General features: G+C 39.4%; 24 protein-coding genes. 3 read left to right on the top strand and 21 right to left on the bottom strand.

Going from position 1 to position 22,446, the window contains the following annotated elements; translation table 11 throughout:
* Positions 1 to 217 precede the first annotated feature (217 nt).
* The 3 genes from LC090_RS09160 to LC090_RS09150 are packed head-to-tail and all read right to left on the bottom strand — an operon-like array spanning position 218 to position 3,412.
* Positions 218 to 796 carry a CPBP family intramembrane glutamic endopeptidase gene (locus LC090_RS09160; protein ID WP_226657359.1) on the bottom strand — a complete coding sequence of 193 codons (579 nt, stop codon included), beginning with the start codon at positions 794 to 796 and terminating at the stop codon, positions 218 to 220.
* A complete protein-coding gene (locus LC090_RS09155) occupies positions 777 to 2,315 on the bottom strand; it encodes a RecQ family ATP-dependent DNA helicase (RefSeq protein WP_226657357.1) in 1,539 nt (512 codons plus the stop codon). The genes LC090_RS09160 and LC090_RS09155 overlap by 20 nt, the downstream gene beginning before the upstream one ends.
* Positions 2,315 to 3,412 carry a helix-turn-helix domain-containing protein gene (locus LC090_RS09150; RefSeq protein ID WP_226657355.1) on the bottom strand — a complete coding sequence of 366 codons (1,098 nt, stop codon included), beginning with the start codon at positions 3,410 to 3,412 and terminating at the stop codon, positions 2,315 to 2,317. Before LC090_RS09150 ends, LC090_RS09155 begins: the two co-directional genes overlap by 1 nt.
* Before the next feature lie 168 nt (positions 3,413 to 3,580).
* On the opposite strand from LC090_RS09150, the gene LC090_RS09145 reads away from it, so the two are divergent.
* Complete coding sequence (locus LC090_RS09145; RefSeq protein ID WP_098444014.1) at positions 3,581 to 3,829, top strand: ferredoxin; 249 nt, start codon at positions 3,581 to 3,583, stop codon at positions 3,827 to 3,829.
* Between the two features lie 162 nt (positions 3,830 to 3,991).
* A complete protein-coding gene (serA, locus tag LC090_RS09140) occupies positions 3,992 to 5,572 on the top strand; it encodes a phosphoglycerate dehydrogenase (protein ID WP_226657353.1) in 1,581 nt (526 codons plus the stop codon).
* Positions 5,573 to 5,617: 45 nt separating this feature from the next.
* On the opposite strand, the gene LC090_RS09135 is transcribed toward serA, so the two are convergent.
* From LC090_RS09135 to LC090_RS09065, 15 genes are all read right to left on the bottom strand, one after another.
* Complete coding sequence (locus LC090_RS09135; RefSeq protein WP_226657351.1) at positions 5,618 to 6,427, bottom strand: histidinol-phosphatase; 810 nt, start codon at positions 6,425 to 6,427, stop codon at positions 5,618 to 5,620.
* Between the two features lie 170 nt (positions 6,428 to 6,597).
* Positions 6,598 to 8,385, bottom strand: a complete 1,788-nt coding sequence (locus LC090_RS09130; protein ID WP_226657349.1) for an ATP-binding protein — start codon at positions 8,383 to 8,385, stop codon at positions 6,598 to 6,600.
* Complete coding sequence (locus LC090_RS09125; protein WP_224591781.1) at positions 8,385 to 9,101, bottom strand: response regulator transcription factor; 717 nt, start codon at positions 9,099 to 9,101, stop codon at positions 8,385 to 8,387. The genes LC090_RS09130 and LC090_RS09125 overlap by 1 nt, the downstream gene beginning before the upstream one ends.
* 186 nt (positions 9,102 to 9,287) lie before the next feature.
* Complete coding sequence (ccsB, locus tag LC090_RS09120) at positions 9,288 to 10,487, bottom strand: c-type cytochrome biogenesis protein CcsB (protein WP_226657347.1); 1,200 nt, start codon at positions 10,485 to 10,487, stop codon at positions 9,288 to 9,290.
* Between the two features lie 29 nt (positions 10,488 to 10,516).
* On the bottom strand, positions 10,517 to 12,142 hold the full coding sequence (resB, locus tag LC090_RS09115; RefSeq protein ID WP_226657343.1) for a cytochrome c biogenesis protein ResB: 1,626 nt from the start codon (positions 12,140 to 12,142) through the stop codon (positions 10,517 to 10,519).
* 12 nt (positions 12,143 to 12,154) lie between these two features.
* On the bottom strand, positions 12,155 to 12,682 hold the full coding sequence (resA, locus tag LC090_RS09110) for a thiol-disulfide oxidoreductase ResA (RefSeq protein WP_226657340.1): 528 nt from the start codon (positions 12,680 to 12,682) through the stop codon (positions 12,155 to 12,157).
* Positions 12,683 to 12,746: 64 nt separating this feature from the next.
* Positions 12,747 to 13,484: a pseudouridine synthase gene (locus LC090_RS09105; RefSeq protein WP_226657337.1), complete on the bottom strand. Its 738-nt coding sequence runs from the start codon at positions 13,482 to 13,484 to the stop codon at positions 12,747 to 12,749.
* A gap of 140 nt (positions 13,485 to 13,624) precedes the next feature.
* A complete protein-coding gene (locus LC090_RS09100; RefSeq protein WP_226658433.1) occupies positions 13,625 to 14,113 on the bottom strand; it encodes a spore maturation protein in 489 nt (162 codons plus the stop codon).
* A gap of 26 nt (positions 14,114 to 14,139) precedes the next feature.
* A complete protein-coding gene (locus tag LC090_RS09095) occupies positions 14,140 to 14,733 on the bottom strand; it encodes a nucleoside recognition domain-containing protein (protein ID WP_226657335.1) in 594 nt (197 codons plus the stop codon).
* Complete coding sequence (locus LC090_RS09090) at positions 14,726 to 15,883, bottom strand: D-alanyl-D-alanine carboxypeptidase family protein (RefSeq protein WP_425590643.1); 1,158 nt, start codon at positions 15,881 to 15,883, stop codon at positions 14,726 to 14,728. The genes LC090_RS09095 and LC090_RS09090 overlap by 8 nt, the downstream gene beginning before the upstream one ends.
* Before the next feature lie 66 nt (positions 15,884 to 15,949).
* Positions 15,950 to 16,498, bottom strand: a complete 549-nt coding sequence (locus LC090_RS09085; protein ID WP_226657333.1) for an isoprenylcysteine carboxyl methyltransferase family protein — start codon at positions 16,496 to 16,498, stop codon at positions 15,950 to 15,952.
* Positions 16,499 to 17,593: a type III polyketide synthase gene (locus LC090_RS09080; RefSeq protein WP_226657331.1), complete on the bottom strand. Its 1,095-nt coding sequence runs from the start codon at positions 17,591 to 17,593 to the stop codon at positions 16,499 to 16,501.
* Positions 17,594 to 17,751: 158 nt separating this feature from the next.
* On the bottom strand, positions 17,752 to 18,096 hold the full coding sequence (locus LC090_RS09075; RefSeq protein ID WP_226657329.1) for a hypothetical protein: 345 nt from the start codon (positions 18,094 to 18,096) through the stop codon (positions 17,752 to 17,754).
* A 30-nt stretch (positions 18,097 to 18,126) separates the two neighbouring features.
* Positions 18,127 to 18,705, bottom strand: coding sequence for an SMC-Scp complex subunit ScpB (gene scpB, locus LC090_RS09070; RefSeq protein WP_226657327.1), 579 nt, complete (start codon positions 18,703 to 18,705; stop codon positions 18,127 to 18,129).
* Complete coding sequence (locus LC090_RS09065; protein WP_226658431.1) at positions 18,702 to 19,448, bottom strand: segregation/condensation protein A; 747 nt, start codon at positions 19,446 to 19,448, stop codon at positions 18,702 to 18,704. Before LC090_RS09065 ends, scpB begins: the two co-directional genes overlap by 4 nt.
* Positions 19,449 to 19,611: 163 nt before the next feature.
* Here LC090_RS09065 and LC090_RS09060 point away from each other — a divergent pair, with 163 nt between their 5' ends.
* On the top strand, positions 19,612 to 20,139 hold the full coding sequence (locus LC090_RS09060; protein ID WP_226657325.1) for a DUF309 domain-containing protein: 528 nt from the start codon (positions 19,612 to 19,614) through the stop codon (positions 20,137 to 20,139).
* A 26-nt stretch (positions 20,140 to 20,165) separates the two neighbouring features.
* Here LC090_RS09060 and LC090_RS09055 read toward each other — a convergent pair whose 3' ends face one another.
* The 3 genes from LC090_RS09055 to LC090_RS09045 form a co-directional block, all read right to left on the bottom strand.
* Entirely contained in the window at positions 20,166 to 20,528 is a 363-nt protein-coding gene (locus tag LC090_RS09055) for a GNAT family N-acetyltransferase (protein ID WP_226657323.1), read from the bottom strand.
* A 224-nt stretch (positions 20,529 to 20,752) separates the two neighbouring features.
* The gene (gene ribH / locus LC090_RS09050) at positions 20,753 to 21,223 is read right to left on the bottom strand and encodes a 6,7-dimethyl-8-ribityllumazine synthase (RefSeq protein WP_226657321.1); all 471 of its coding nucleotides are present in this window, start codon (positions 21,221 to 21,223) and stop codon (positions 20,753 to 20,755) included.
* A 29-nt stretch (positions 21,224 to 21,252) separates the two neighbouring features.
* Positions 21,253 to 22,446 (bottom strand): bifunctional 3,4-dihydroxy-2-butanone-4-phosphate synthase/GTP cyclohydrolase II, encoded by a 1,194-nt coding sequence (locus tag LC090_RS09045; RefSeq protein WP_226657319.1) that lies wholly within the window; start codon positions 22,444 to 22,446, stop codon positions 21,253 to 21,255.

Here is a 22,446-nt window from a genome sequence, read left to right as displayed (position 1 = left end):
ATCAATTTTCAAAGAAAGTAGGAATACAGCAGGAAAAGAGAGACCATCCCAATAAAAAGGAGAGCGAGTATCCGAATTAGCGTGAAAGACGGGAGTTCTCTTTCTACACTTTCCTTACGTCGCGACTGCTTTTTTTTTGTGCTTTTATTACGGTGGTATTCCTTTCTAGAAGGCAGAGGTTTTTCGCTTTTCATTCAACTCACCTTTCATGATGTAATTACATTCGTGCTTTCTTTTTTATGAAACAGCCCATAATAAAATCAATTAAAAAATGTGCTGTGATCGTTGACAGTAAATTCCCAGTTACTTCGAATAAAATACCAATTAAAAAACTAATCCCAACCACAGAGATAAATAAGACAGGTTTAGAAAGATAACGAACATGTATAAGCGCAAATAACAAACTTGAAAGGATTAACCCAAAGCTCGTTTGAATAACACCTCGAAATAATAGCTCTTCACTAAATGAAATAATAGCTGACAGTATAAAAATATGAGAAATTGAAAGACGAGAAAAAATTCGTTCATTAATTCCTCCATCATCCAACATTTCTTCAGAGAGTATATGCATAAGAAAGAGATCAATTCCAATAACAAGAAAGGCTGTTCCTCCACCTAGGATGATGATCTCTATCCAGGAAAATTCGATTAATCCCAGAAAAAAAACGATATCTCCAAATAGAAAGAAACCGATGAATGTTGCTAGAAGAAGCAGAATTCCCTGGGTTAAATAAACATTTAGTAAAAGTTCTCGATCTGTTAATTGTTTCACTGCTTCAGCCTGTCGATTTCTCACCGTGATCCTCCTTACTTACGGTAAGTAATCGCTTCAATTCAACTCCCCAATCCACTACATGTTGCGCGGTAGGCTGTAACTGAGTATTACTTCCTTTATATCGTTGAAGGTTTAGCCCACAATAATCACAGCAGAAATTCACCTGATGATTTGATTCTCCAAACCTCTCTAATAAACCTTTTCTTCTGCACTGCTTTTCTTCTAGCCAGCTTTTAAATCGAAACCATTTGAGAAGCTTTGCTTTTCGATGTTGTTCTGTGGCTGTTAGAATTTCCCTTAAACAGGACTCTACTTCAAATGTTTGAATCTCTTTATTTTGGACAATACCTAGCCCTTCTAATTGATGGAGCAAATAACGCCATGCTGTTTCGGTAAAGTCAAATCGATTTCCTTCGCGTTCAAGCTGAAAACTGGAGTATGTTGTTCCTACTCTACCTGAAAAGTCTCGTAACACTTCTTTTACTTCTTGTTCCTTTGGGAGTTCTGAATCAATAAAAGAAAGTGGCAAAAACTCATCTTCTTCTGTATACAAGTGAATCGCGATGGATGAAAGTTGATCTCTTCCTGCTCGACCAATTTCTTGCAAATAGCTTTCAATGGTAGAAGGTGGATGAAAATGAATCACAAATCGGATATTGCTTTTGTTAATTCCCATCCCAAAAGCATTGGTTGAACATATAATCGAAAGTTCATCATTTAAAAACTGTTGTTGAATTAAAAGACGATCTTCCTGTTCCATTCCCGCGTGATACGCTGCACATTCTCTCCCTTCATCACTCAATGCTTTTGCTAACTTATCTGCCCACCTTCGACTTGAGAAGTAAATAATTCCTGGACCTTTGAGTTCAAGTGCATATTCCTTAACTGCTTGGATCTTTGCTTCAAGCGAAGAATGTTTTTCAAGCTTAATCGCAATATTAGGACGATCTACACTATGTACGTGAATAGCTGGATTGCTCATATTTAATTGACGAAGAATATCATGACGAACATCTTCAGTAGCTGTTGCAGTAAGAGCAAGGATTGGTGGAGAACCAAACGCTTCCCGTATCTCTCCAAGCTTTAAATAGTCTGTTCTAAAGTCATGTCCCCATTGTGATATACAATGGGCTTCATCCACCACCATTAATTCAATGTTTATTTTCTTTAATGCCTGATAGACAAAATTATTCTGAAGAATTTCTGGTGATACATAGATAAACGAATAATAGGATAAATCCTTTAGAATATCCATTCTTTTCTCAAATTCTAAAAAACCATTTAATGCGATAACCCGCTTTTCCCCTTGTGCTTTCAGTTGCTGAACTTGATCTTCCATTAATGATACTAGCGGGGAAACAATAAGAATGGGAGAAACTCCCGCATAAAAGGGTAGTTGATAACATAGCGATTTCCCTGCCCCTGTAGGAAGCATAGCGAAAACATCTCTTTTGTTGAGCACGTCAGAAATAATTTGTTCCTGACCAAAACGAAACTCACGATAGCCAAAATGTTTATATAATAGATCTGTTAACGGCATTAAATCCCTTCTTTGCAAAGAGTTAATCGAATTTCAAAATAGGTATATTGATCTTTCACATAGTTCTTTATTAATTTTAATCGCTGACTCTTGATCTCCTTACTAGCTAACCGAATATCCGCTTGTGCCTTTGGGTCTACAAATGCATCAATAGAGAATTCGGGAACATTAATCGCAATTTCCACAAGATGATCCTCGATCGTGCTCCTTTTAAGCCGGCGAAGATGAACGATTTGCTCTATCGTCATACCAGATTCTAATAGCTTATAGGTTTGCTTTGTTGATAACGTTAACGGTAGCTCTTCGCCTTCTCCTTCTATCATTGACGCAAGAATTGGAGATTGCCCTGAATGGTTTTGAACCCACTTGAGGATAGCGTGGATGACACTTTGAAGACGTATCGATGTTTCTTCATAGCTGATTTTTTGCATATCAGCTAATTGGCTAATGGTTAAACCCGTTCTTCCTATGCCGCTAAGTCTCATTACAAACATAGAGGCGTCGCGATCTGGTAGTTTGTTGAGAATCGTTTGCATTTCTTGAAACAGATTTTCTGCGACGGTCACTCGCTTTTCTTTAGTCATTGGGAAATGTTTTTTTACCCAGTTTTGAATTGTTTCGTCTTTACTAATCGGATAGAAACTCATGTTACCACGAATTGAATAAGAAAGGCTTTGAACGAATAAACTAAGCCGCTGCCAATATAAATCACTTACCTTATGGTACTGCCAACCTGCTAAATATTCTGGTAAAGGGTTTGAAGCCAAGAAAGAAGTTAATGCTTCTCTCCCACTTGAAGTAATTTCGTAACCCTCATGTTGATTTGGTTTAATTAAACCAGCTTCTTGGAGTGAGGACACATGTTGCTCGAGTTTTGCCCGGTTTAACTTTTTTAACACCCCAAAGAACTGTCCTATATTAAAAAGCTTTCCATCCTGAATCGTTTGAGAAGATTTCTTTCCAGTTAGAAGATGGTAAACGGCTGATAGTGAACGCTCTCCTTTAAACCGGTCAAAAATATATAATAGCACAACGTCAAAATATTGCATGAATCCATCACCTATTTCCTTACGTATTATTGTATCAAATTTTTTCATTAGTTTACTTCTTTTAAAACCGGGTAAGACTCAAATAGGTGTTAATAAAAGGATTAAACTATTGAAAAGTCAAGGCATGACCTTTACAATAAGATTATTAAAAACTTTCATTTGCGAATAAAAGGACGATGAAAGGCATATAGAAGTATTGAATAGGAGGTTAAAATCATGGCTAAGTATACTATTGTAGATAAAGACACATGTATTGCCTGTGGAGCTTGTGGCGCAGCAGCACCTGATATTTATGATTATGACGACGAAGGTATTGCATTTGTAACACTTGATGATAACGAGGGAATCGTTGAGATTCCTGAAGTACTTCACGAAGATATGATGGATGCGTTTGAAGGTTGTCCTACTGATTCCATCAAAATTGCTGACGAGTCTTTTGATGGAGACGCAACAAAATTTGAATAATTCTTGTTAGAAATCCCTGATTTTTTAATCGGGGATTTTTTTATTTATAAGTTTCCTTAGGAAATATCGCTATAGAAATTGACACTTTAGTGCTTTCATGATAAAAAGTAAAGTATTAGTTTTCTAAAAAATGCGAAGAGAGAGACAAAGGGAGTGGAGAAGTTGGCTTACGTTCTAGTAACTGATGGTATTAAAGAAGATGGTTTACAGCCGCTGTTAAATGAAAGTACACTCACATGTGACATTGGATCTTTAAATGATTACAGTGATCGTCTTGATCAGTATGAAGCTTTGCTTGTCAGAAGTGCTACAAAAGTAACCGCAGAAGTGCTTGACCAAATGCCAGCATTAAGAATTGTTGCGAGAGCAGGCGTTGGAGTAGATAACATTGATATTGATGCAGCAACAAAGCGAGGCGTCATTGTTGTAAATGCTCCGGATGGAAATACGATTTCTACGACAGAACATACTTTTGCAATGATGGCTTCTTTAGCTCGAAACATCCCGCAAGGAACCTCTTCTTTAAAAAGCGGGAAATGGATGAGAAAGCAATACGTTGGTACGGAACTTAGTGGAAAAACACTTGGAATTGTTGGAATGGGACGCATTGGAACTGAACTTTCTAGACGAGCCAGAGCTTTTGGGATGGACGTTGTCGTTTTTGATCCATTCTTAACCAATGATCGAGCTGAAAAGTTAGATGTTCAGTCTGTTGAATTTAATCATTTACTTGCAGTAGCAGATATCATTACTGTTCACACGCCGTTAACGGATAAAACCCGTGGTCTTTTAAATGAAGAAACCCTTGCCAAAACGAAAAAAGGGGTATTCTTAATCAACTGCGCTCGTGGTGGTATTATCGATGAACAAGCCCTTATTCCATATTTGGATTCAGGACACATTGGTGGTGTAGCACTAGATGTTTTTGTTGCAGAACCACCAGAAGCCGACCATCCACTTCTTCGTTATGATCAAGTAATTGCCACTCCACATTTAGGCGCTTCTACAAAAGAAGCTCAGCTTAACGTAGCTGCTCAGGTTGCTGATGAGGTCCTCCATTTTCTAAAAGAAAAACCGATTCGAAACGCCATTAACTTACCAGGTTTTTCTAAGGAAGAATATGAAAAAATCAAGCCTTATTATGAGCTTACTCGTAAAATGGGTAGCATTCTGTCTCAATGTATGAAATCTGCGGTGAATCTAGTAGAAGTCACTTATGCCGGTAAACTGACTGAATTGGATACCGCTATTTTAACAAGAAACTTGATGGCCTCTTTCCTAAAGTCAAGATTAGATACGACAGTAAATGAAGTTAATGCGCCTTCAATCGCAAGAGAAAGAGGAATTACTTATGGCGAAAAGCACAGTTCTGAAACTCATGGATATTCAAACCTTATTTCGGTTTCAGTAAAAGGAGATAAAGAAGCCTTCTCTCTTCAAGGAACTTATATTAAAGAATATGGTGATCGAATCACGCAATTAAATGGGTTTGATATTGACTTCCACCCTCAGGGTCATCTTCTCTATATTCAACACAATGACCGCCCCGGAGTTATTGGTAACGTTGGAAAAGTGCTTGGTGAACATGAAGTCAACATCGCCACCATGCAAGTAGGGAGAAAAACCGCCGGTGGTGAAGCGATTATGATGTTATCGTTTGATGCACCATTACCGAAGAATATTGAGGAAACGCTAGAAGCCGTACAGGATATCGTGAAGGTTGAACAAATTGGTGGTGTTTAATGGTAATAAAAAGGAACAAGAGCGACTAACTCTTGTTCCTTTTTTCTATAAGGCGATTGATTTTCGCTCCCCTTTTTCAAACGTCATTAACTTAGAGTACCCTACCGACTTCGCCAGAGCTACGGCTTGATCATAATCTGCCCCTACGTCTGTAGGCACGTGAGCGTCTGATGAGAGAACAATCGGAATGTCCTTCTCGTAGCACATTTTTAAAAGCACAGGATCGGGATAGAGCTCTCCTACAGGCTTCCTTAACCCTGCTGTACTTATTTCAACACATGTTTTTGATTGGGATAACGCATTTGTTGCTCGATCATATTGTTCTAGGAGAAAGTCGCGGCTTTTAGGCTTGTATTTAAAAATCTTTACTAAATCAAGATGGCCAACGATATCAAATAAATTTGATTCTGCTAGCGTAACAACTTGATCAAAATAGTTACGGTAGACCGTGTTAATATCTCTTTCATCCCAAAGATGACGATATTCTGCTAAATCAATGCCAAAATCATCCACCCAATGAATTGATCCAATTACGTAATCAAAGTTATAACTAGAAATAAATTCTTTCATCTCTTGATGTTTCCCAGGTGTGTAATCCATTTCAATAGACATTTTAACGTTCATGCCTTTCTCTTCAGCTTGTTGAAAGAGACGAACATAATCCTCCATGTGGTACCATCTTCGTTCATTCACCCATGGATTACTTAAAATATTTTGCGTTTCAAAAAAATGATAAGCATGCTCAGAAATACCAAAATGACTCACATTCTTTCGCTTTGCTTCCTCAACAAACTGAGATAAATAGTCTAGAGTTAATGTACCTTTCTCAAGATGATTATGATAATCCGTATACATAGCTTCAGCTCCTTTTATCGCACTAGTTTGACAGTTTCCATTATTATTGTAACGTATTAACGGGAAGAAAGGATACCTTTCCCTCTTTGTTTTCGATCTTTCCTCCTCATTTTCTTTACCAAAAAAGCTTCCGCAATTCACGGAAGCTTTCATTATTCGTTCAGCGCCTGTCACTCTGACTTATCTGGGATAAAGAACGAGAATGTGGTCCCTTCTCCGCTTTTACTGTGAACGGAAATATGACCTAGATGAGATTCAACAATATTGCGAGCAATCGCTAATCCTAGACCAGTTCCTGCTCGACCCCTTGTACGCGCTTTATCAGCTTTATAGAAGCGTTCAAATACAAATGGAAGGTCATCCTCAGGAATGCCGGATCCTGTGTCTGTGACGTCAAATTGGACGCCTTTTTCAAGTGATGTAATTAGTAAGCTCACTTCACCTTCACCTGGTGTATGCCTTACAGCATTGTCTAACAAATTCGTAAGTACCTGTTCGATTCTATCCGGATCAATCATCAACATTCGATCCTGATTCGAGACGTGGAACTTTAGATTTACATCACGATCACGCGCAAGACCAGAAAATTTTCGTAATATCCTTTGGCCAAAATCTTGTAAATGAACCGAGCTATAATGTAATTCATTGTGACCTGCTTCCATTCTAGCAAGATCGAGCAATTCATTCACTAACCTTCCCATTCTGAGGGATTCATCATAAATGATTTGAGCTACTTCTTTCTTCTCTTCCTCACTGCTCGCGATATCATCCACAATCGCTTCGCTATATCCTTGCAGCATCGCAATTGGCGTTCGTAACTCATGTGAGACATTCGCAATGAAGTCTTTTCTTAACTTATCAAGCCTACGTTCTTCTGTCATATCGCGAAATACCGCAACTGCCCCTCGAATTGTAGACTGATTATAGAGAGGCGTCATCACGACAACCCAACTTCTTCCTTGAAACTCCACTTCAGTCAGCTGCTCACGTTCAAGCATGACGACTAAACTGAACAATTCATTGATATCCTCCGGCACTTCCCTTTCAGGATCCTCTTCCATTCCCTGTTCGTAGTACCAAGCTTTTAGAAATCGTTCAGCAGGTGGATTCGTACTTAAAATCGCACCTGTTTTATCAAAGGTAATAACCCCATCAGCCATACTGCTCAAAATACTCGAAAGCTGCTCTTTCTCCTGATTCAATGCGGTAACATAATTATTTAACTGTCGTCCCATACGATTAAACGCAACAGAAAGTTCGCCTATCTCATCATGAGTCACCATTGGAACTTTTGTATCGAACTTCCCTTTAGCTACCTGAGTAGCTGCTTCTCTCATTTTGAGTAATGGAGCAGTTATACGGGTTGATAAGAAAAAAGCAAAAATAGTTGTTAACACAATAGCAATTCCAGCAGCTATGTAGATTAAATTCCGAGCCTGACTGGTTGTCTTCGCAATAACATCAAGGGATTGGTATAAAAACACAGCACTATCATCTTCCCCATCAATTTCCATTGGCACTCCTACAATCAAGAGCTCATTATGCGACTCAGGATCGAGATCCGTTTCAAAATCTCCCTGTTTCACAACGGTTGTTCGTTCAGTAAAAACATCTTTTAGAATAGGATCTTCTTTAAATAATTCCAATGGTAATTTTGGTAGTCCATGCGAGTTAGGTGAATACCATAATTCTCCGCTTTCTTCTTTATCAATGATCATCACCCTCGTAGGGTAAAAGTCCGTAATTTCCCAGGCGGTTTCAAGCGCTTGATCACGATCATCATATCGCTCTATAACAGATGCCACTTTATTAGCTAGTCTCTCCATCTGTTCAGCTTCTTTTTCAACATGAAAATCTTCGAAAAATTGAAGTAACAAAATCGTTAAAATGGATAATACAAACGCAACCAATAGGATAATAGTCAGCCAGAGCTTACCAACTACACTTCTCCAAATCATTAGTCTTTAACTGCCTCGAACTTATACCCAACACCCCAAACTGTTGAGATCATCGCAGCTGCTTTTGGAGAGACTTTGTTTAATTTCTCTCTCAGTCGTTTTACATGAGTGTCAACGGTACGAAGATCTCCAAAAAATTCATAATTCCATACATCTTTCAATAGGTCTTCACGAGAGAACACTTTATCCGGGGCTTTTGCAAGGTAATACAAAAGCTCATATTCTTTCGGTGTTAAATTAATGATTTGCTCTTCTGCTAGGACTCGATGGGCATCATGATCAATCGTGAGATGCGGAAACACAATCACGTTTTTAGTGGTTGTTTCTGTTTGTAGAAATTTAGTCGTTGAAGACCTTCTTAGCAATGCCTTCACTCGAAGTACGACTTCCCGCGGGCTAAATGGTTTGGTAATATAGTCATCTGCTCCTACTTCAAATCCCTGAACACGGTTAGCTTCTTCCCCTTTCGCTGTTAACATAATGACAGGGGTCGCTTTTTGTTCTCGCATTTGCTGACAAACTTCAATGCCATCCATTCCTGGTAACATGAGATCAAGCAAAATGAGATCAAAGTCCTCCTCAATCGCAATTTCGAGTGCCTGTTCACCATTTTCTGCTTCTTCAATTTCATAGTTTTCTCTTTCTAGATACATACGTAGTAACTTACGAATACGCTCTTCGTCATCTACAATTAATATTCGTGCATCTTTTTCCAAGAAGATTACCTCCTACATGAGCTCATGTGTTCTATTCTACCATGTATTTAGCCTGTCAGACCAGCGCCAGGAAGTGATGCTATTTATCCTCAGTCACAATATGCCAGTAAACCATGGGTAATAACTGAACTGACTACCACCTTCAGCTTATAAGAAAACCTTCACTATTCGTGAAGGTTTTCTTTGTTATGCATAAGAGTGAAGACCAGAAATAACTAGATTAACGACCACTAGATTTAGCATAATAATCACAAACCCAACGACTGCAAGCCAAGCTGATTTTTCACCTTGCCAGCCTCTTGATAGACGTAGGTGCAGGTATGCCGCGTAAAAGAGGAACGTCACCAGTGCCCAAACCTCTTTAGGGTCCCATCCCCAAAATCTTGTCCAGGCAGCCTGTGCCCAAATCATTGCGAAGATGAGGGCGCCAAGTGTAAAAACTGGAAACCCTATCGCAACAGCTCGATATTGTATTTCATCTACAAGTTCTTCGTTTACATTTTTAAGGGCAGGTTGAATAGCTGCGCCAATTCGCTTGCGTAAAATCAACCTAATCAAGGCATAAAAGACGAGTCCACCAACCATTGACCAAATTAACGTATTCAGTTTATGAGCAGCTTTTTCTCCCTTCATCCAGCCAGGCGCTTCAAAAAGAGGTCCAAATTCATTACCACTTACGTATTCCCCATCATTTGGACCAGCGAGCGCTGGTAACGTATAATCTACTGTCACTTGTTGCTCATTCTGATCAACAAATTGATAAGTAGAGGAATATCCAGCTGCTTCAAAACCAAGTGAAAGAACAACAAACGCAATCGTACTAATTAAAGAGTACATCACAAATTCAAGCCAAAAAGTCGACTTGCTTGCTTTCGATTGATTTACCGTTTTAACAAGGTAAACAAGTCCCGCGGCAAAACTTATGGATAAAATCCCTTCACCAAGAGCTGCTGTAGTGACATGAATTTTAAGCCAATTGCTTTGCAGAGCTGGGATCAGCGGTTGAATATCTGATGGAAATACACTTGCATAAGCGATGACAATAATAGCGACTGGCATGGCGAATACGCCGATAACATTACTTCGATAGATTAAGTAGATAATCAAGAATGCAAAAACCATTGCCATCCCGAAAAATGTTGTAAATTCAAATAAGTTACTAACCGGGGCATGCCCAGCTGCAATCCATCTCGTAATAAAATAACTCAATTGAAAAAGAAATCCGATCGTGGATAAAGCAAAGCCCCACATTCCCCATTTTTTTGCGTGAGTTTCTTCATCTGATTTTCTCCATTTTCTTCCGAATAGAGAAATAGCAAAAATGATACTCGCTGCAAAGTAGATAAAGAAAGCGACATAAAGCAAGTTACTGCTTAATTGAGCCATCTTATCTTGCCTCCCTTCGTGCTAATCATCTATTTCTTTTGTTCTGCCTGATCCATTGGCATTTGAAGTCCAGTTTGGGACGTGATACTTTCAAGCTCACGTTTTAGTCCATACCAGTTTTTATTGGTGTGAGAAGATAACCAGATGTCATGCTCTTTTCTTCGAATCCAGATTCGACGATGATTCCAGTACATTCCCTGAATAACACCGATCATAAAGATGGCTCCGCCGATTCCGAGAATCCATAACGTGTTGTCTTTCCTTACAACAAGTCCAGACACATTTTTTGTATCTACATTTTGAAACGACATTTTGTAATCATTTTCCCCGAGCGGCTCTAAATTCTGTTTAATGGCAACAAAAGCTACTTCTCCATCCGGGTGATCCGGTGAAACCATGTTTAGAATAAATGCAGGATTATTGGGAACTTTCGATTTAGTCGTCGGTTCACCATCGTCATTAAATTCAAAATCAGGAAAATAATCCATTACTTCTACACGATACCCATTCTCAAGATCATATGATTTTTCTGGATTATACAAATCAATCGTAAGGTCTCCGACAGATTCCCCGGATTCCTTATTGTCCATTGTAAAGGACATCGATTGAAGTTCATTTAACTTATAATCTACTTGGTAAATCGCATAACCATCGAACTTAAGAGGCTTATTGACTTGAATAGGATGCTCTTTTACTTTCTCAAGGTTCGGATCAGTTCCGGCAATTCTTTCCCCAACCTGCTTATATAACACAGCATCTGTTTGGTAGTTTTTCGCAACAGCAGCTTGTCCTGATTCTTCTATCGCATTTTTGAATTTTTCATCGTTATTGTCATAGGTTTCTAATATAAACCCATCGCTTTGTAAATAATAAGCCTCTTCAGTGCCTTTAATTTTTTCTGTTTCGCCTTCTCTTAACCAGAGAACTTCATCCACATACATTCCAGGGAAAAAGCGAAGCATGCCACCGATCAAAAAAAGTATAAGTCCAATATGATTCACATATGGTCCCCATCTCGAAAATCGGTTTTTCTCAGCGAAAAGGTGACCATCTTCTTCTTTTACGTGATACCGCTTATTTTCTAAAGCTTTTTTAATATCCTGTAATTCTGCCGTATCTTCATTAATTTCTGTAACACCAAAATATTTTTGGCGTTTCATAAAGCTCTCATGACGAATGACACGCTGTTTTTTTAATGAGCGGTACAATGGAACAAATCGATCAAGACTTGCAACAATTAAAGATAGTCCGAGTGCAGCAATTAAAAGCATGTACCACCATGAGCCGTATAAATTATGAAAACCAAGGTCATAATACAGTTGGCCAAGTACGCCATATTGTTCTTTGTAATATACTGTCGGGTCTGACAGTGGTGGTATGTACATTTCTTGTGGGAAGATCGTGCCTATTGCAGAAGCAACGAGTAATAATATGATGATCCATATTCCAACCTTAACGGACGAAAAAAAGTTCCAGATCTTATCAATGATCGTCGTTTTGTATGTTTGAGACCTCCGCGCACTTCCCTCGTATCTCATATTAAGCAGTTTCTTAGATTCTATATCTCCTTGAAGCGGTTTACCACATACTTCGCATATCTCAGTTCCATAAGGGTTTACATGTCCGCATTCACAGGTGATGTTTTTGTCGCTCATTGGAACACCCCATTACGGTTGGATTTGCTTCATATAGCTATCAATAACATTCTCTGAAAGACTAGCTTCCGTTTTTTGAACGACCTTTCCATCCTTATCAATTAAAAAGGTTACTGGAATTGGCCCAACTCCATAGTGATTGGTTACATCATTGCTTTTATCAAGCAACACAGGAAAACTAAGATTATACCGATCAGCAAAACTTTCTGCAGTCAATTTAGGTTCTGAAACGTTCACTGCAAGGATCTCGACGCCTTTTTCTTTGTATTCTTTATACTTTTTATCCATTGCTGGCATCTCATCTTTACAAGGCTCGCAATAGGTTGCCCAGAAATTCAAAAAGACACCTTTTCCTCTGTAGTCTTCAAGCTCTACTTCATTTCCTTCTAAATCCGTTAAAATAAAGTTAGGTGCCTGATCTCCGGCCTGTACGATTCCGCTTTCATTTGCGAAGAAGTTTGTATAGAACGTATAGCCGACTGCTATAAAGACAATTGCCAATATAACAGTCCGCACGATCAGCCGGTTTTTCTTTTTCATCGAACCAACTCCAATCAAACAAAGCAATACTACTCTCACTATAACGTGTCGTTAAGGGGTCACCTTATCGTTTTTTTGAATTTTGTGTGACAGCTTGGTTACGAAGCTGCTTCACTTCGTAAGGTTTTAGCTCACGATAATCTCCAGGATTCATGCCAGTAAGTTCTAAAAATCCATATCGTTCTCGCTTTAACTTCTGTACAGGATAACCTAATGTTTCGAACATACGACGGACTTGACGGTTTTTCCCTTCATGAATCGTTAGTTCTACAATCGATTTCTCCTTTTGTTTATCAACGGACAAGATTCTTGCGCGTGCTTTAGAGGTTTTGCCATCTTCAAGCTGGACACCTCTTTCAAGCTTTTGAATAGTTTCTTTGTTCATTAAGCCTTTCACTTTGGCCACATACACCTTATCAACATGATAACTTGGGTGCATGAGCTTATTCGCAAAATCACCATCATTTGTTAGGAGCAGGGCCCCTGACGTGTCGTAATCAAGTCTTCCAACAGGAAAAACGCGCTCTTCGATTTCATGGAAATAATCGGTGACCGCTTTTCTTCCTTTATCATCTTCTACTGTTGAAATGACACCTGTTGGTTTATAAAACAAAAAATAAACCGGTTCTTCTCGTTCTACCGGAATCCCGTTCACTTCGATTTTACAGCGTTCAGATACCTTTGTGCCAAGCTCCGTTACGACTTTGCCGTTAACTTTCACTCGACCTTCTTCAATCAATGTTTCTGCTTTTCGTCTAGACGTTACTCCAGCTTGAGCAATTACTTTTTGCAAACGTTCCATCAAATTCACCTCACTAAAACATCATACTCTTGTCACAGTCAAACCTCAAGCACAGATTCATTCTATCATTTATTATGCTCAAACTGGAATGTTCCAAACCTTCAGTCAACATAAAAAAGAACCATCGCATGAGATGGCTCTTATCCAAAAACGATGGTGACAAAAATAACCGCTGCTGCCATTCCTACAAGGTCTGCTAGCAGTCCTACTTTCAATGCATTTCCCATCCGTTTTATACCGATCGCTCCAAAGTAGACCGTTATCACATAAAGCGTCGTATCCGTACTCCCCTGCATTGTAGAAGCTAACCTTCCAACAAATGAATCTGGCCCATAAGTACTAATGATATCCGTCGTCATGGCGAGCGCACCTGTCCCAGAAATAGGGCGGATAAGGGCTAACGGAACAATTTCAGTAGGTACTCCAATCGCCTCTAACGGCACTTTTAATAAACTGCTTAGAAAAGCCATTGCTCCTGAAGCTCTAAATACAGAAATAGCAACCATCATTCCAACAAGATATGGAACAATTGAAACTGCAATGGAAAGCCCCTCTTTGCCGCCTTCCACAAACGTTTCATAGGTCGGAACTCTCTTCCACGTTCCATACGCTAGAATAAAGCCAATCATCAAAGGAATGATCCATATTGATGCATTCACATCGAATCCCTCCCTTTGCTTCTTCTATAAAAAAAACGATCAATGAGAATTGCTCCAATAGTCGAACACGCTGTTGCAGCAATTGTGGTGCCTACGATCTCCGTCGGTGATACAGAACCATACTTCATCCTAATTGCGATTACGCTAGTTGGGATCAGTGTTAAACTAGAGGTGTTAAGAGCTAGCAACGTAATCATGGATCTCGATGCGTTATCTTTCATTTGATTAAGCTTCTTAAGTTCTTCCATTGCTTTTATCCCCATTGGTGTAGCTGCATTTCCAAGCCCAAACATGTTTGCCATCATGTTTGAGAGAATATACCCCATTGCTGGGTGCTCTGGTGGTACTTCAGGAAAAAGTTTTTTAGCAATGGGTTTAAATCCCTTCCCCAATAAGTCAAGCAGTCCAGATTTTTGAGCAATTTTCATTAATCCAAGCCAAAAGACAAGAACACTCAACAACCCAATACAGACCGCTATTGCTTCTTCTGCACCTGTAAAGATTGCTTTATTCACTTCTTCCATCGTTCCATTCATAAGCGCGTAGAGGATACCTAGTAGAAATAAACCAGCCCAGATGAGATTAACCATTTAACTCACGCCCGGTGTCAATCGTAAATAGGTCTTTAAATAATTTCCAAAATCCTTTCGCTTCTTTCTTAGTTGACTCATATATGATTGGTGCTTTAATGACTGTTTCATTATTTAATTTAACGAAATACATGCCGACCGGCTCATTTGAACCAAGCTTATCCCAATTATCTCTATCCGGTGGTTTTACGAGTTGGATCGTTGATTTAACCTGGTTCCTTTCTTCTTTGGTTAACGGGTAAGTAAGATCCCTACTTAAAACTACGTTACCTTTGTAAGGTTCTTTTTTCACGGCCTTTAAGGTTCCTTTTGGCTCAAGAAGAGTAAGCTCATAGTTCGAGAAACCCCAATTAAACATTGAAATATGATCATTCCAGTCATCAGGAGCATCTAACGTGACAGCAATTAGGGTCATTCCGTCTCTTTCTGCTGTTGAAACAAGCGTTCTTTTTGCCCGTTTCGTATAACCGGTTTTCCCTCCGGTCGAATCAGAATATAAGTTCAATAATTTATTTTTGTTACGCCATACATAATCCCAATCTTCAGATGCATTGGGAGCCTTATGTACCTTTGTGCTTGAAATAATCCGGTACGTCTCATTATTCATAGCATACTGCGTTAAAATCGCCATATCATAAGCTGTTGAAAGATGATTTTCATGATCATCTAAACCGTGTGGATTCATAAATACGGTGTGCGACATCCCAATTTCTTCTGCCTTTTGATTCATTAACGTCACAAAACCCTCTAAGCTTCCCCCGACTTCTTCAGCTATAGCGACCGCAGCATCATTTCCCGAACGTAGCATTAATCCATACACTAAATTTTCAAGCGTGATCTTTTCTCCTTCTTTTAAGTAAAGAGAGGATCCTTCCGTTCCGGCAGCGTTATGACTAACCGTCACTTTTTCATTCATTTTTCCTGATTCAATAGCAAGAATAGCCGTCATGATTTTTGTGATACTTGCTATTCTTCGTTGGGTATAAGCGTCCTTCTCATAAAGAACTCTCCCTGTTTCTTGTTCAATTAAAATAGCGCTTCTTGCTGAAACGCCAATCCCGCTTGCAAATACCTCTCCTGGAATCATGAGAAACAGCAGAGCGGCAATTAAAATAAAGACGCCAATTTTTGTGTTTAACGATTTCATCATGACATCCACGTCCCTTAGGCCCTGTATTTGTACAAGTCTATGAGCCTAAATGGTGGGATATGTCTCTCAATCCTCTTTCACATTTGAAAAAACAATTTGATAATCTGTGACATCTCTTAACGCCTTTTCTTCTACAGGTATTCGTACTTTTAATAGCAAGAAAGCATTTAAAAGTGTAAAAACAGCCGCTGTAATGTAAGAGGAAAAAATAAGTGGGAGAGACATGATTTCAAGTGCCACAATGACATAGTTAGGGTGTTTCATAAACCGATAAGGTCCCTTTTGTATGACATTCGCTTCTGGTAGCACAATGATTTTCGTATTCCAAAACCTTCCAAGACTTCGAATTGTCCAAAACCGAAGAACTTGTGCAAAAACAAATATCCCTAACATCATCATCCAAATCATCGATAATGAAAAGCCACGTATCATGGTTTCAATGCCTACGGCTAAAAGAAAACTGATGTGTAGCCATACAATGTATTTGTAATGATCCTGACCTACTTCCTTCGCCCCTCTTGCTTTCATCCACCTCTCATTTTTCTTTGCAAGATGTAGTTCACCTAAACGCTGAATGACAAGAATACTAAAAATCCCAGCAAACAAAAGACCCATTTACGTCCCACCCTTCTCCCATTTTAAAAGCACCAATTCTGAACAGAATCCTGGTCCAAGAGCAGCCATAAGGCCAATATCTTCTTCATTACATCCATTGCGCAGAAATTGATCCAGTACGTATATTACCGTGACGGAGCTCATGTTACCGTACTGTCTTAACACCTCCCGAGACACCGATGTCATTGCATGACTGAAATTCAGTGCTTCCTCATAAGCAGTTAATACTTTTGTTCCTCCAGGATGGGCGATAAAATAATCAATCTCGTCCGTGCTTTTATTCAAAGAGGAAAGAAACTGTAATACATTGGGTTCAAGCCAATTTGCGACGATTGACGGAATCGACTTAGAAAAAACAACGTGTAAGCCTTCATTGCTTACTTCCCAACCCATCACACCTTCCGAATCCTTCATTAATGTCGATCGGGTAGCAATGACTTTAGGAAGACTGTTCATGTTTGTCCGTTCTTTAATAGGTGACTGATCTCCAATCATTAATACCGAAGAAGTTCCGTCTGCAAATAAGGCTGTTCCTATGAGATTACTTTTTGAAAAGTCGCCGTGTTGGAAAGTTAAACTACACAATTCCACATTAATAACAAGAACAGCCTCCTCCGGGTGAGCAAGGCAATAATCGTGTGCTCTTGCAATACCTGAAGCTCCACCTGCACAGCCAAGCCCCCAAATCGGAATTCGTTTTGTATGAGAAGAAAATGGAAGAACATTCATCAGTCTTGCCTCAATGCTTGGCGTTGAAATACCTGTCGTTGAAACAAAAAAGATCGCATCCACGTCTTCACAGCTTACTGCCTCATTTAGATAAAATGGATTTTGAAGACAGTCCTCAACTGCTTTTTTAGCGTATTCAACAGCTAGGGTAATGTATCGCTCGTTTTTCTCTTCAAAAGTAGGTCCGGTACTATACCATTCTAGCGGCATCGCAAAATATCTTGTATCGATTCCTGCACTTTCAAAAACAGGAAGAAGGCGTTCGATATCTTTAAAGTGTTGACCAAACTGTTTTTTTGCAAATGAGGCCGCTTCCTTTTGCTCGAGGCAATAAGGGGGTAAACATTTCCCGATTGATAAGATCATCGACTCTTACTCCTTTTACCTTTTCAACTAGTTTTCGGAATCCTTCTCCTTTTTATACAGGAAGTTCCAGTTGATCAAAACTTATTCCTCTTGTTTCCGAATTAAAATCTACCTAACAAAAAAGATGCCTCCATTCCGAGGCATCTCTCCTAATTTCCCTATTCGTCATTGTGTTTCTTAATGTTCAATATAGTCGTGTAAAGTTCTGGTATATTTGTCTTTTCAAGTGTGCTGAAAAAGTCGTCTTCACTATTGATATAGAGGCGCTTCCTCCCAGGGTAAGACGAGAGGAGATTCAAAGCAATCGCCTCATGTAATGGCACCTCATACTCCCATATTCCTTTAGCTTCCGCAGTCTCACTAAAGATAGCAGGATACAAGACATGAAATTTCTTTTCATTTCCGTCATGGATATAGGTGACAGTAGAGCGAACAAATGAGTCCTCCGGGGAATTCGATCGCTCTTTTTCCAGGTGTTCATAGGTGACATCAATAATTTTCATCGATCATCCTCCTTCACCAGTGACATCCGTCTATTCTGGAAGTTCTTGAAACTTCTCAAAGAATAAATCTGCTTCATCGTCCTCCTTATCTTCGCTTCCATCTGGAAGTGGCGGGAGATCTTTAATTGAGCTTAATCCAAAATGAAAAAGAAACTCTCGTGTTGTTCCATAAAGAATTGCTCTTCCAGCTTTTTCAGCTCTTCCGGCTTCTTTAATAAGCAATTTACTCATTAAAGTTTGAAGAGGCTTATCTGTTTTTACCCCTCGAATCTCTTCTATTTCAATTCTCGTAATCGGTTGTTTGTATGCGATGATCGCAAGTGTTTCTAAAGCAGCTTGCGACAGAGTATGATTACCTGGTGTATCTACTAATTTCTCGATATAAGATGCGTTTTTAGCATTGGTTGTTAGCTGATAACCCCCACCGATATAGCTAATCATAAACCCACGATCTTTTTCATCATATTCATGTTGGAGTTCTTTTATTGCATCTAGAAGGGTGTCCTCTTGCAATGATATGGTTTCACATAGGGATTTGACTGTAATCCCCTCATCACCCACCACAAAAAGAAGACTTTCGATGATGCTTTTTATTTCTTCTTTTGTCACACTGACGTCTTCCCTTCTCTTTCAAAAATCATGATTTCACCAAAGTTTTGATCTTGTTCACATGCAACATCTCTCGTTTTCATTAATTCAAGAACAGCGAGAAACGTTACAATCATATGCCCGCGATCCGCTTCGCTAAAGAGATCGCTAAAGCGTTTCCTATGACCGCCTTGTAACTGATGACGTATCGCCTTCATTCGATCTTCAATTGGTATTTCTTCACTTTGAACGGTCGTACGCTTCGGCTTTTTGTCTTTTACTCGTCTTGACATTTTTTGAAAGGCTGCGAGCATGTCGTATAGAGTGACATCGCCAATTGAAGTTTGATCGTCTTCGGTGCTAAATTCACTAATGTCAGCTGGAGGGCGGGCATAGAGCAAGCTTCTACTAGATTCTTTTTTCTTAAGATCATTCGCTGCTTCTTTAAACCTTCGATACTCAACAAGTCGTTGAACAAGTTCTTCACGAGGGTCATCCTCAAAGTCCGGATCCTGTTCCAGTATTTCTTCTTCTTTTTGTGGAAGCAGCATTTTGCTTTTAATCGCAAGTAACGTTGCTGCCATTACGAGATATTCACTCGCTACATCAAGCTCTAACTCTTGCATCGTGTGTACAAATGTTAAATATTGATCTGTTATTTGTGAGACCGGTATATCATAAATATCAACTTCGTACTTATTTATAAGGTGCAGTAGTAGATCCAGAGGACCTTCAAACGCATCAACTTTCACATTATATTGCATCATTTTCCATCTTCCTTTATTCATGTCCATCGAGTATACCGATTATATCATATTTACACGATACGACGGATGACTGATCTCGTTTAAAGTGATAGATAAAGTCATACACTTTCGATGCTTCACGCAGTTGTGCTAAACTACAAAAAGAAATGGAGGAATGACTATGTATCCAGAAGCTTATATTCAGTATCTGGCTCATTTCCACGGCCTTCGTGACTATTTTGAATGTCATGAAATTCTTGAAGAACATTGGAAGGAAGACCCTCGAGGAAGCCGTAAGCTACATTGGGTTGGGCTTATTCAAATTGCTGTTGGTCTCTATCACCATCGACGCGGTAATTTTACTGGTGCAAAGAGAATGATAACGAATGCGACACATATCGTCCTAAATGAAAGAGAAGAACTAGAGAACCTAGCCATCAATGTTGATAAACTTTCAGAAAACCTCACTTCCGAACTTCAACGAATCATTGACGGTTTGCCATATAACAGTTTTGAAATTCCTCTTACCAATAACGCTCTTCTCAACAAATGCAAAACGACTTGTATCGAACTTGGATGTAAGTATGGTAGCAAGAGTGACCTTGCTGACATTGAACTGATCGATCGGCATTCGCGTAGAGATCGATCAGATGTTATTGAAGAAAGAAAGCAACAACAACTATTAAAACAACAGAAAAGGAACGGCTAAGCCGTTCCTTTTCTGCATCATATTGTTTACTTGATGTTTTCTTCAAGGTGACACCTTTCAAAGAAAGTACCTGTATATTCATTTCCTTTAATACATATCTCGTCACTAAGCATTTCCCGCAGAGCTTCGACCATCTGTTTTCCAATCCCCTGGTGACGATGAGAAGGATTAACGCTAATATCTTTTAGCTCCACTTCATTCTCGTTTACCCACTCAATACCAAGCAATCCAATGATATCTTCTTCTTTCCAAAGAAAAAGCTGCAATGAATCCATTTCTTCATAATCTTTGATTGATTGCTGCAGTTTTTTTATATCTTTTTCATTTGGCATAAAACTCAATAATCCCATGGCTATTTTCTCATGAGCTTTTTTATAACGAATTAGCATGATTATCCCTCATTAAAGTAATTCTTGGCTCTTCGTTTTTAACTTATTCGAACTTACATGAGATTGTTCACCCCATGTAACGAAAGAGCGCAGTGAGCATGATCTCTTGAGCTATCACACACAATCGAATCCACTATTATTCTTGGTGACTTCCGGGCTTTTCTACACATTTCACTACCCTTAAACGCATACCATACTCATCATAGCCAAAAATGAACTGATAATCAACCTTCAAATGATTTTGATAAATTCGCCATTTCAATTGCAGCAGTTGCTGCATCCCAGCCCTTATTACCAGCCTTTGTACCAGCGCGCTCTACAGCTTGTTCGATTGTATTTGTCGTTAATACCCCAAAAATAACAGGAACACCAGTCTGCATCGTTAAGTTCGCTACCCCTTTTGAAACTTCCCCACATACATAATCAAAATGCGGAGTTGCTCCACGTATAACGGTTCCTAACGTTATAATCGCGTCATATTTTCCTGTATCCACCATTTTTTTTGCAGCAAAAGGAATCTCAAACGCTCCTGGCACCCAGGCCACATCAATGCTATCTTCTGAGAGGCCATGGCGTTTCAACGCGTCTTCAGCACCTCCAAGGAGTTTACTTGTAATAAATTCATTAAATCTTCCTACTACTATACCCACTTTTAATCCAGATCCAACCAAATTTCCTTCAAATGTTTGTCCCATCTTAACTAACCTCCTAATTTTTTCACACTTTAGAAATGAAGCATATGTCCTAACTTACTGTGTTTCGTCTTAAGATATCGTTCATTCTCTTTTCGAGAAGGCATTTGAAGCGGTACACGAGAAGATACTTCAAGACCATAACCAGTTAATCCCGCTATTTTTCTAGGATTGTTTGTAAGCAAGTTCATTTGCGAGACACCAAGGTCGCGTAAAATCTGAGCACCGATTCCGTAGTCTCTTAAGTCTGGCTTAAATCCTAGCTTTTCGTTCGCTTCAACGGTGTCATAACCCTCTTCTTGAAGCTTATAAGCTTTCATCTTGTTAAGAAGTCCAATGCCTCTGCCCTCTTGTCGCATATAGAGGAGCACGCCATGCCCTTCTTCTTCAATTTGTGCTAAAGCAGCATGAAGCTGCGGGCCGCAGTCACAGCGAAAAGATCCAAACACATCACCTGTTAAGCATTCTGAGTGAACACGAACAAGCGTTGGTTGGTCAGGAAAAATCTCCCCTTTTATGAGGGCAACATGCTCTTTCTGATCAATGATGTTTGAATACCCTACCGCTCGAAAAGAACCAAATTCTGTAGGAAGTTCGATTTCTACTTCTTTCTGAACGAGAACATCTTTACGATTCCGGTATTGGATTAAATCCTTAATTGTAATCATCTTCAAATCGTATTCTTCAGCGATTTGTTTCAAATCAGGGACGCGCGCCATCTCTCCGTCTTCTTTCATAATTTCGCATATTACGCCTGCAGGTGAGGAACCTGATAATCGAGCTAAATCAACTGCTGCTTCTGTATGCCCTGCTCGCCTTAGGACGCCACCATCTTTAGCAATCAAAGGAAAAACATGGCCTGGTCGGTTAAAATCCGCAGGCTTTGCATCTTGGTGAATAAGGAATTGAATCGTCGCGGCTCTCTCTGCAGCTGAAATTCCGGTGGTTGTCCTTTTATGATCCACACTAACCGTAAATGCTGTTCCATGAGAATCAGTATTATGATCAACCATCGGACTTAATTTCAACTCTTTAGCTCGTTGTTCAGTAATCGGTGTACACACAAGTCCCCTTCCTTTAGTGATCATAAAATTAATGGTCTCTGGCGTTACCTTATCAGCTAGTGCAATAAAGTCCCCCTCGTTCTCTCGATCTTCATCATCACAAACAATCACGACCCGCCCCTGCATTAAATCATAAATGGCTTCTTCTATTGTATGGAACAT

The sequence above is a fragment of the Guptibacillus hwajinpoensis genome (assembly GCF_020524165.1).
Lineage (GTDB): Bacteria > Bacillota > Bacilli > Bacillales > Guptibacillaceae > Guptibacillus > Guptibacillus hwajinpoensis_D.
Note: the sequence above shows the minus strand (reverse complement) of the source record. Positions and strands in the feature narration are given on the sequence as shown.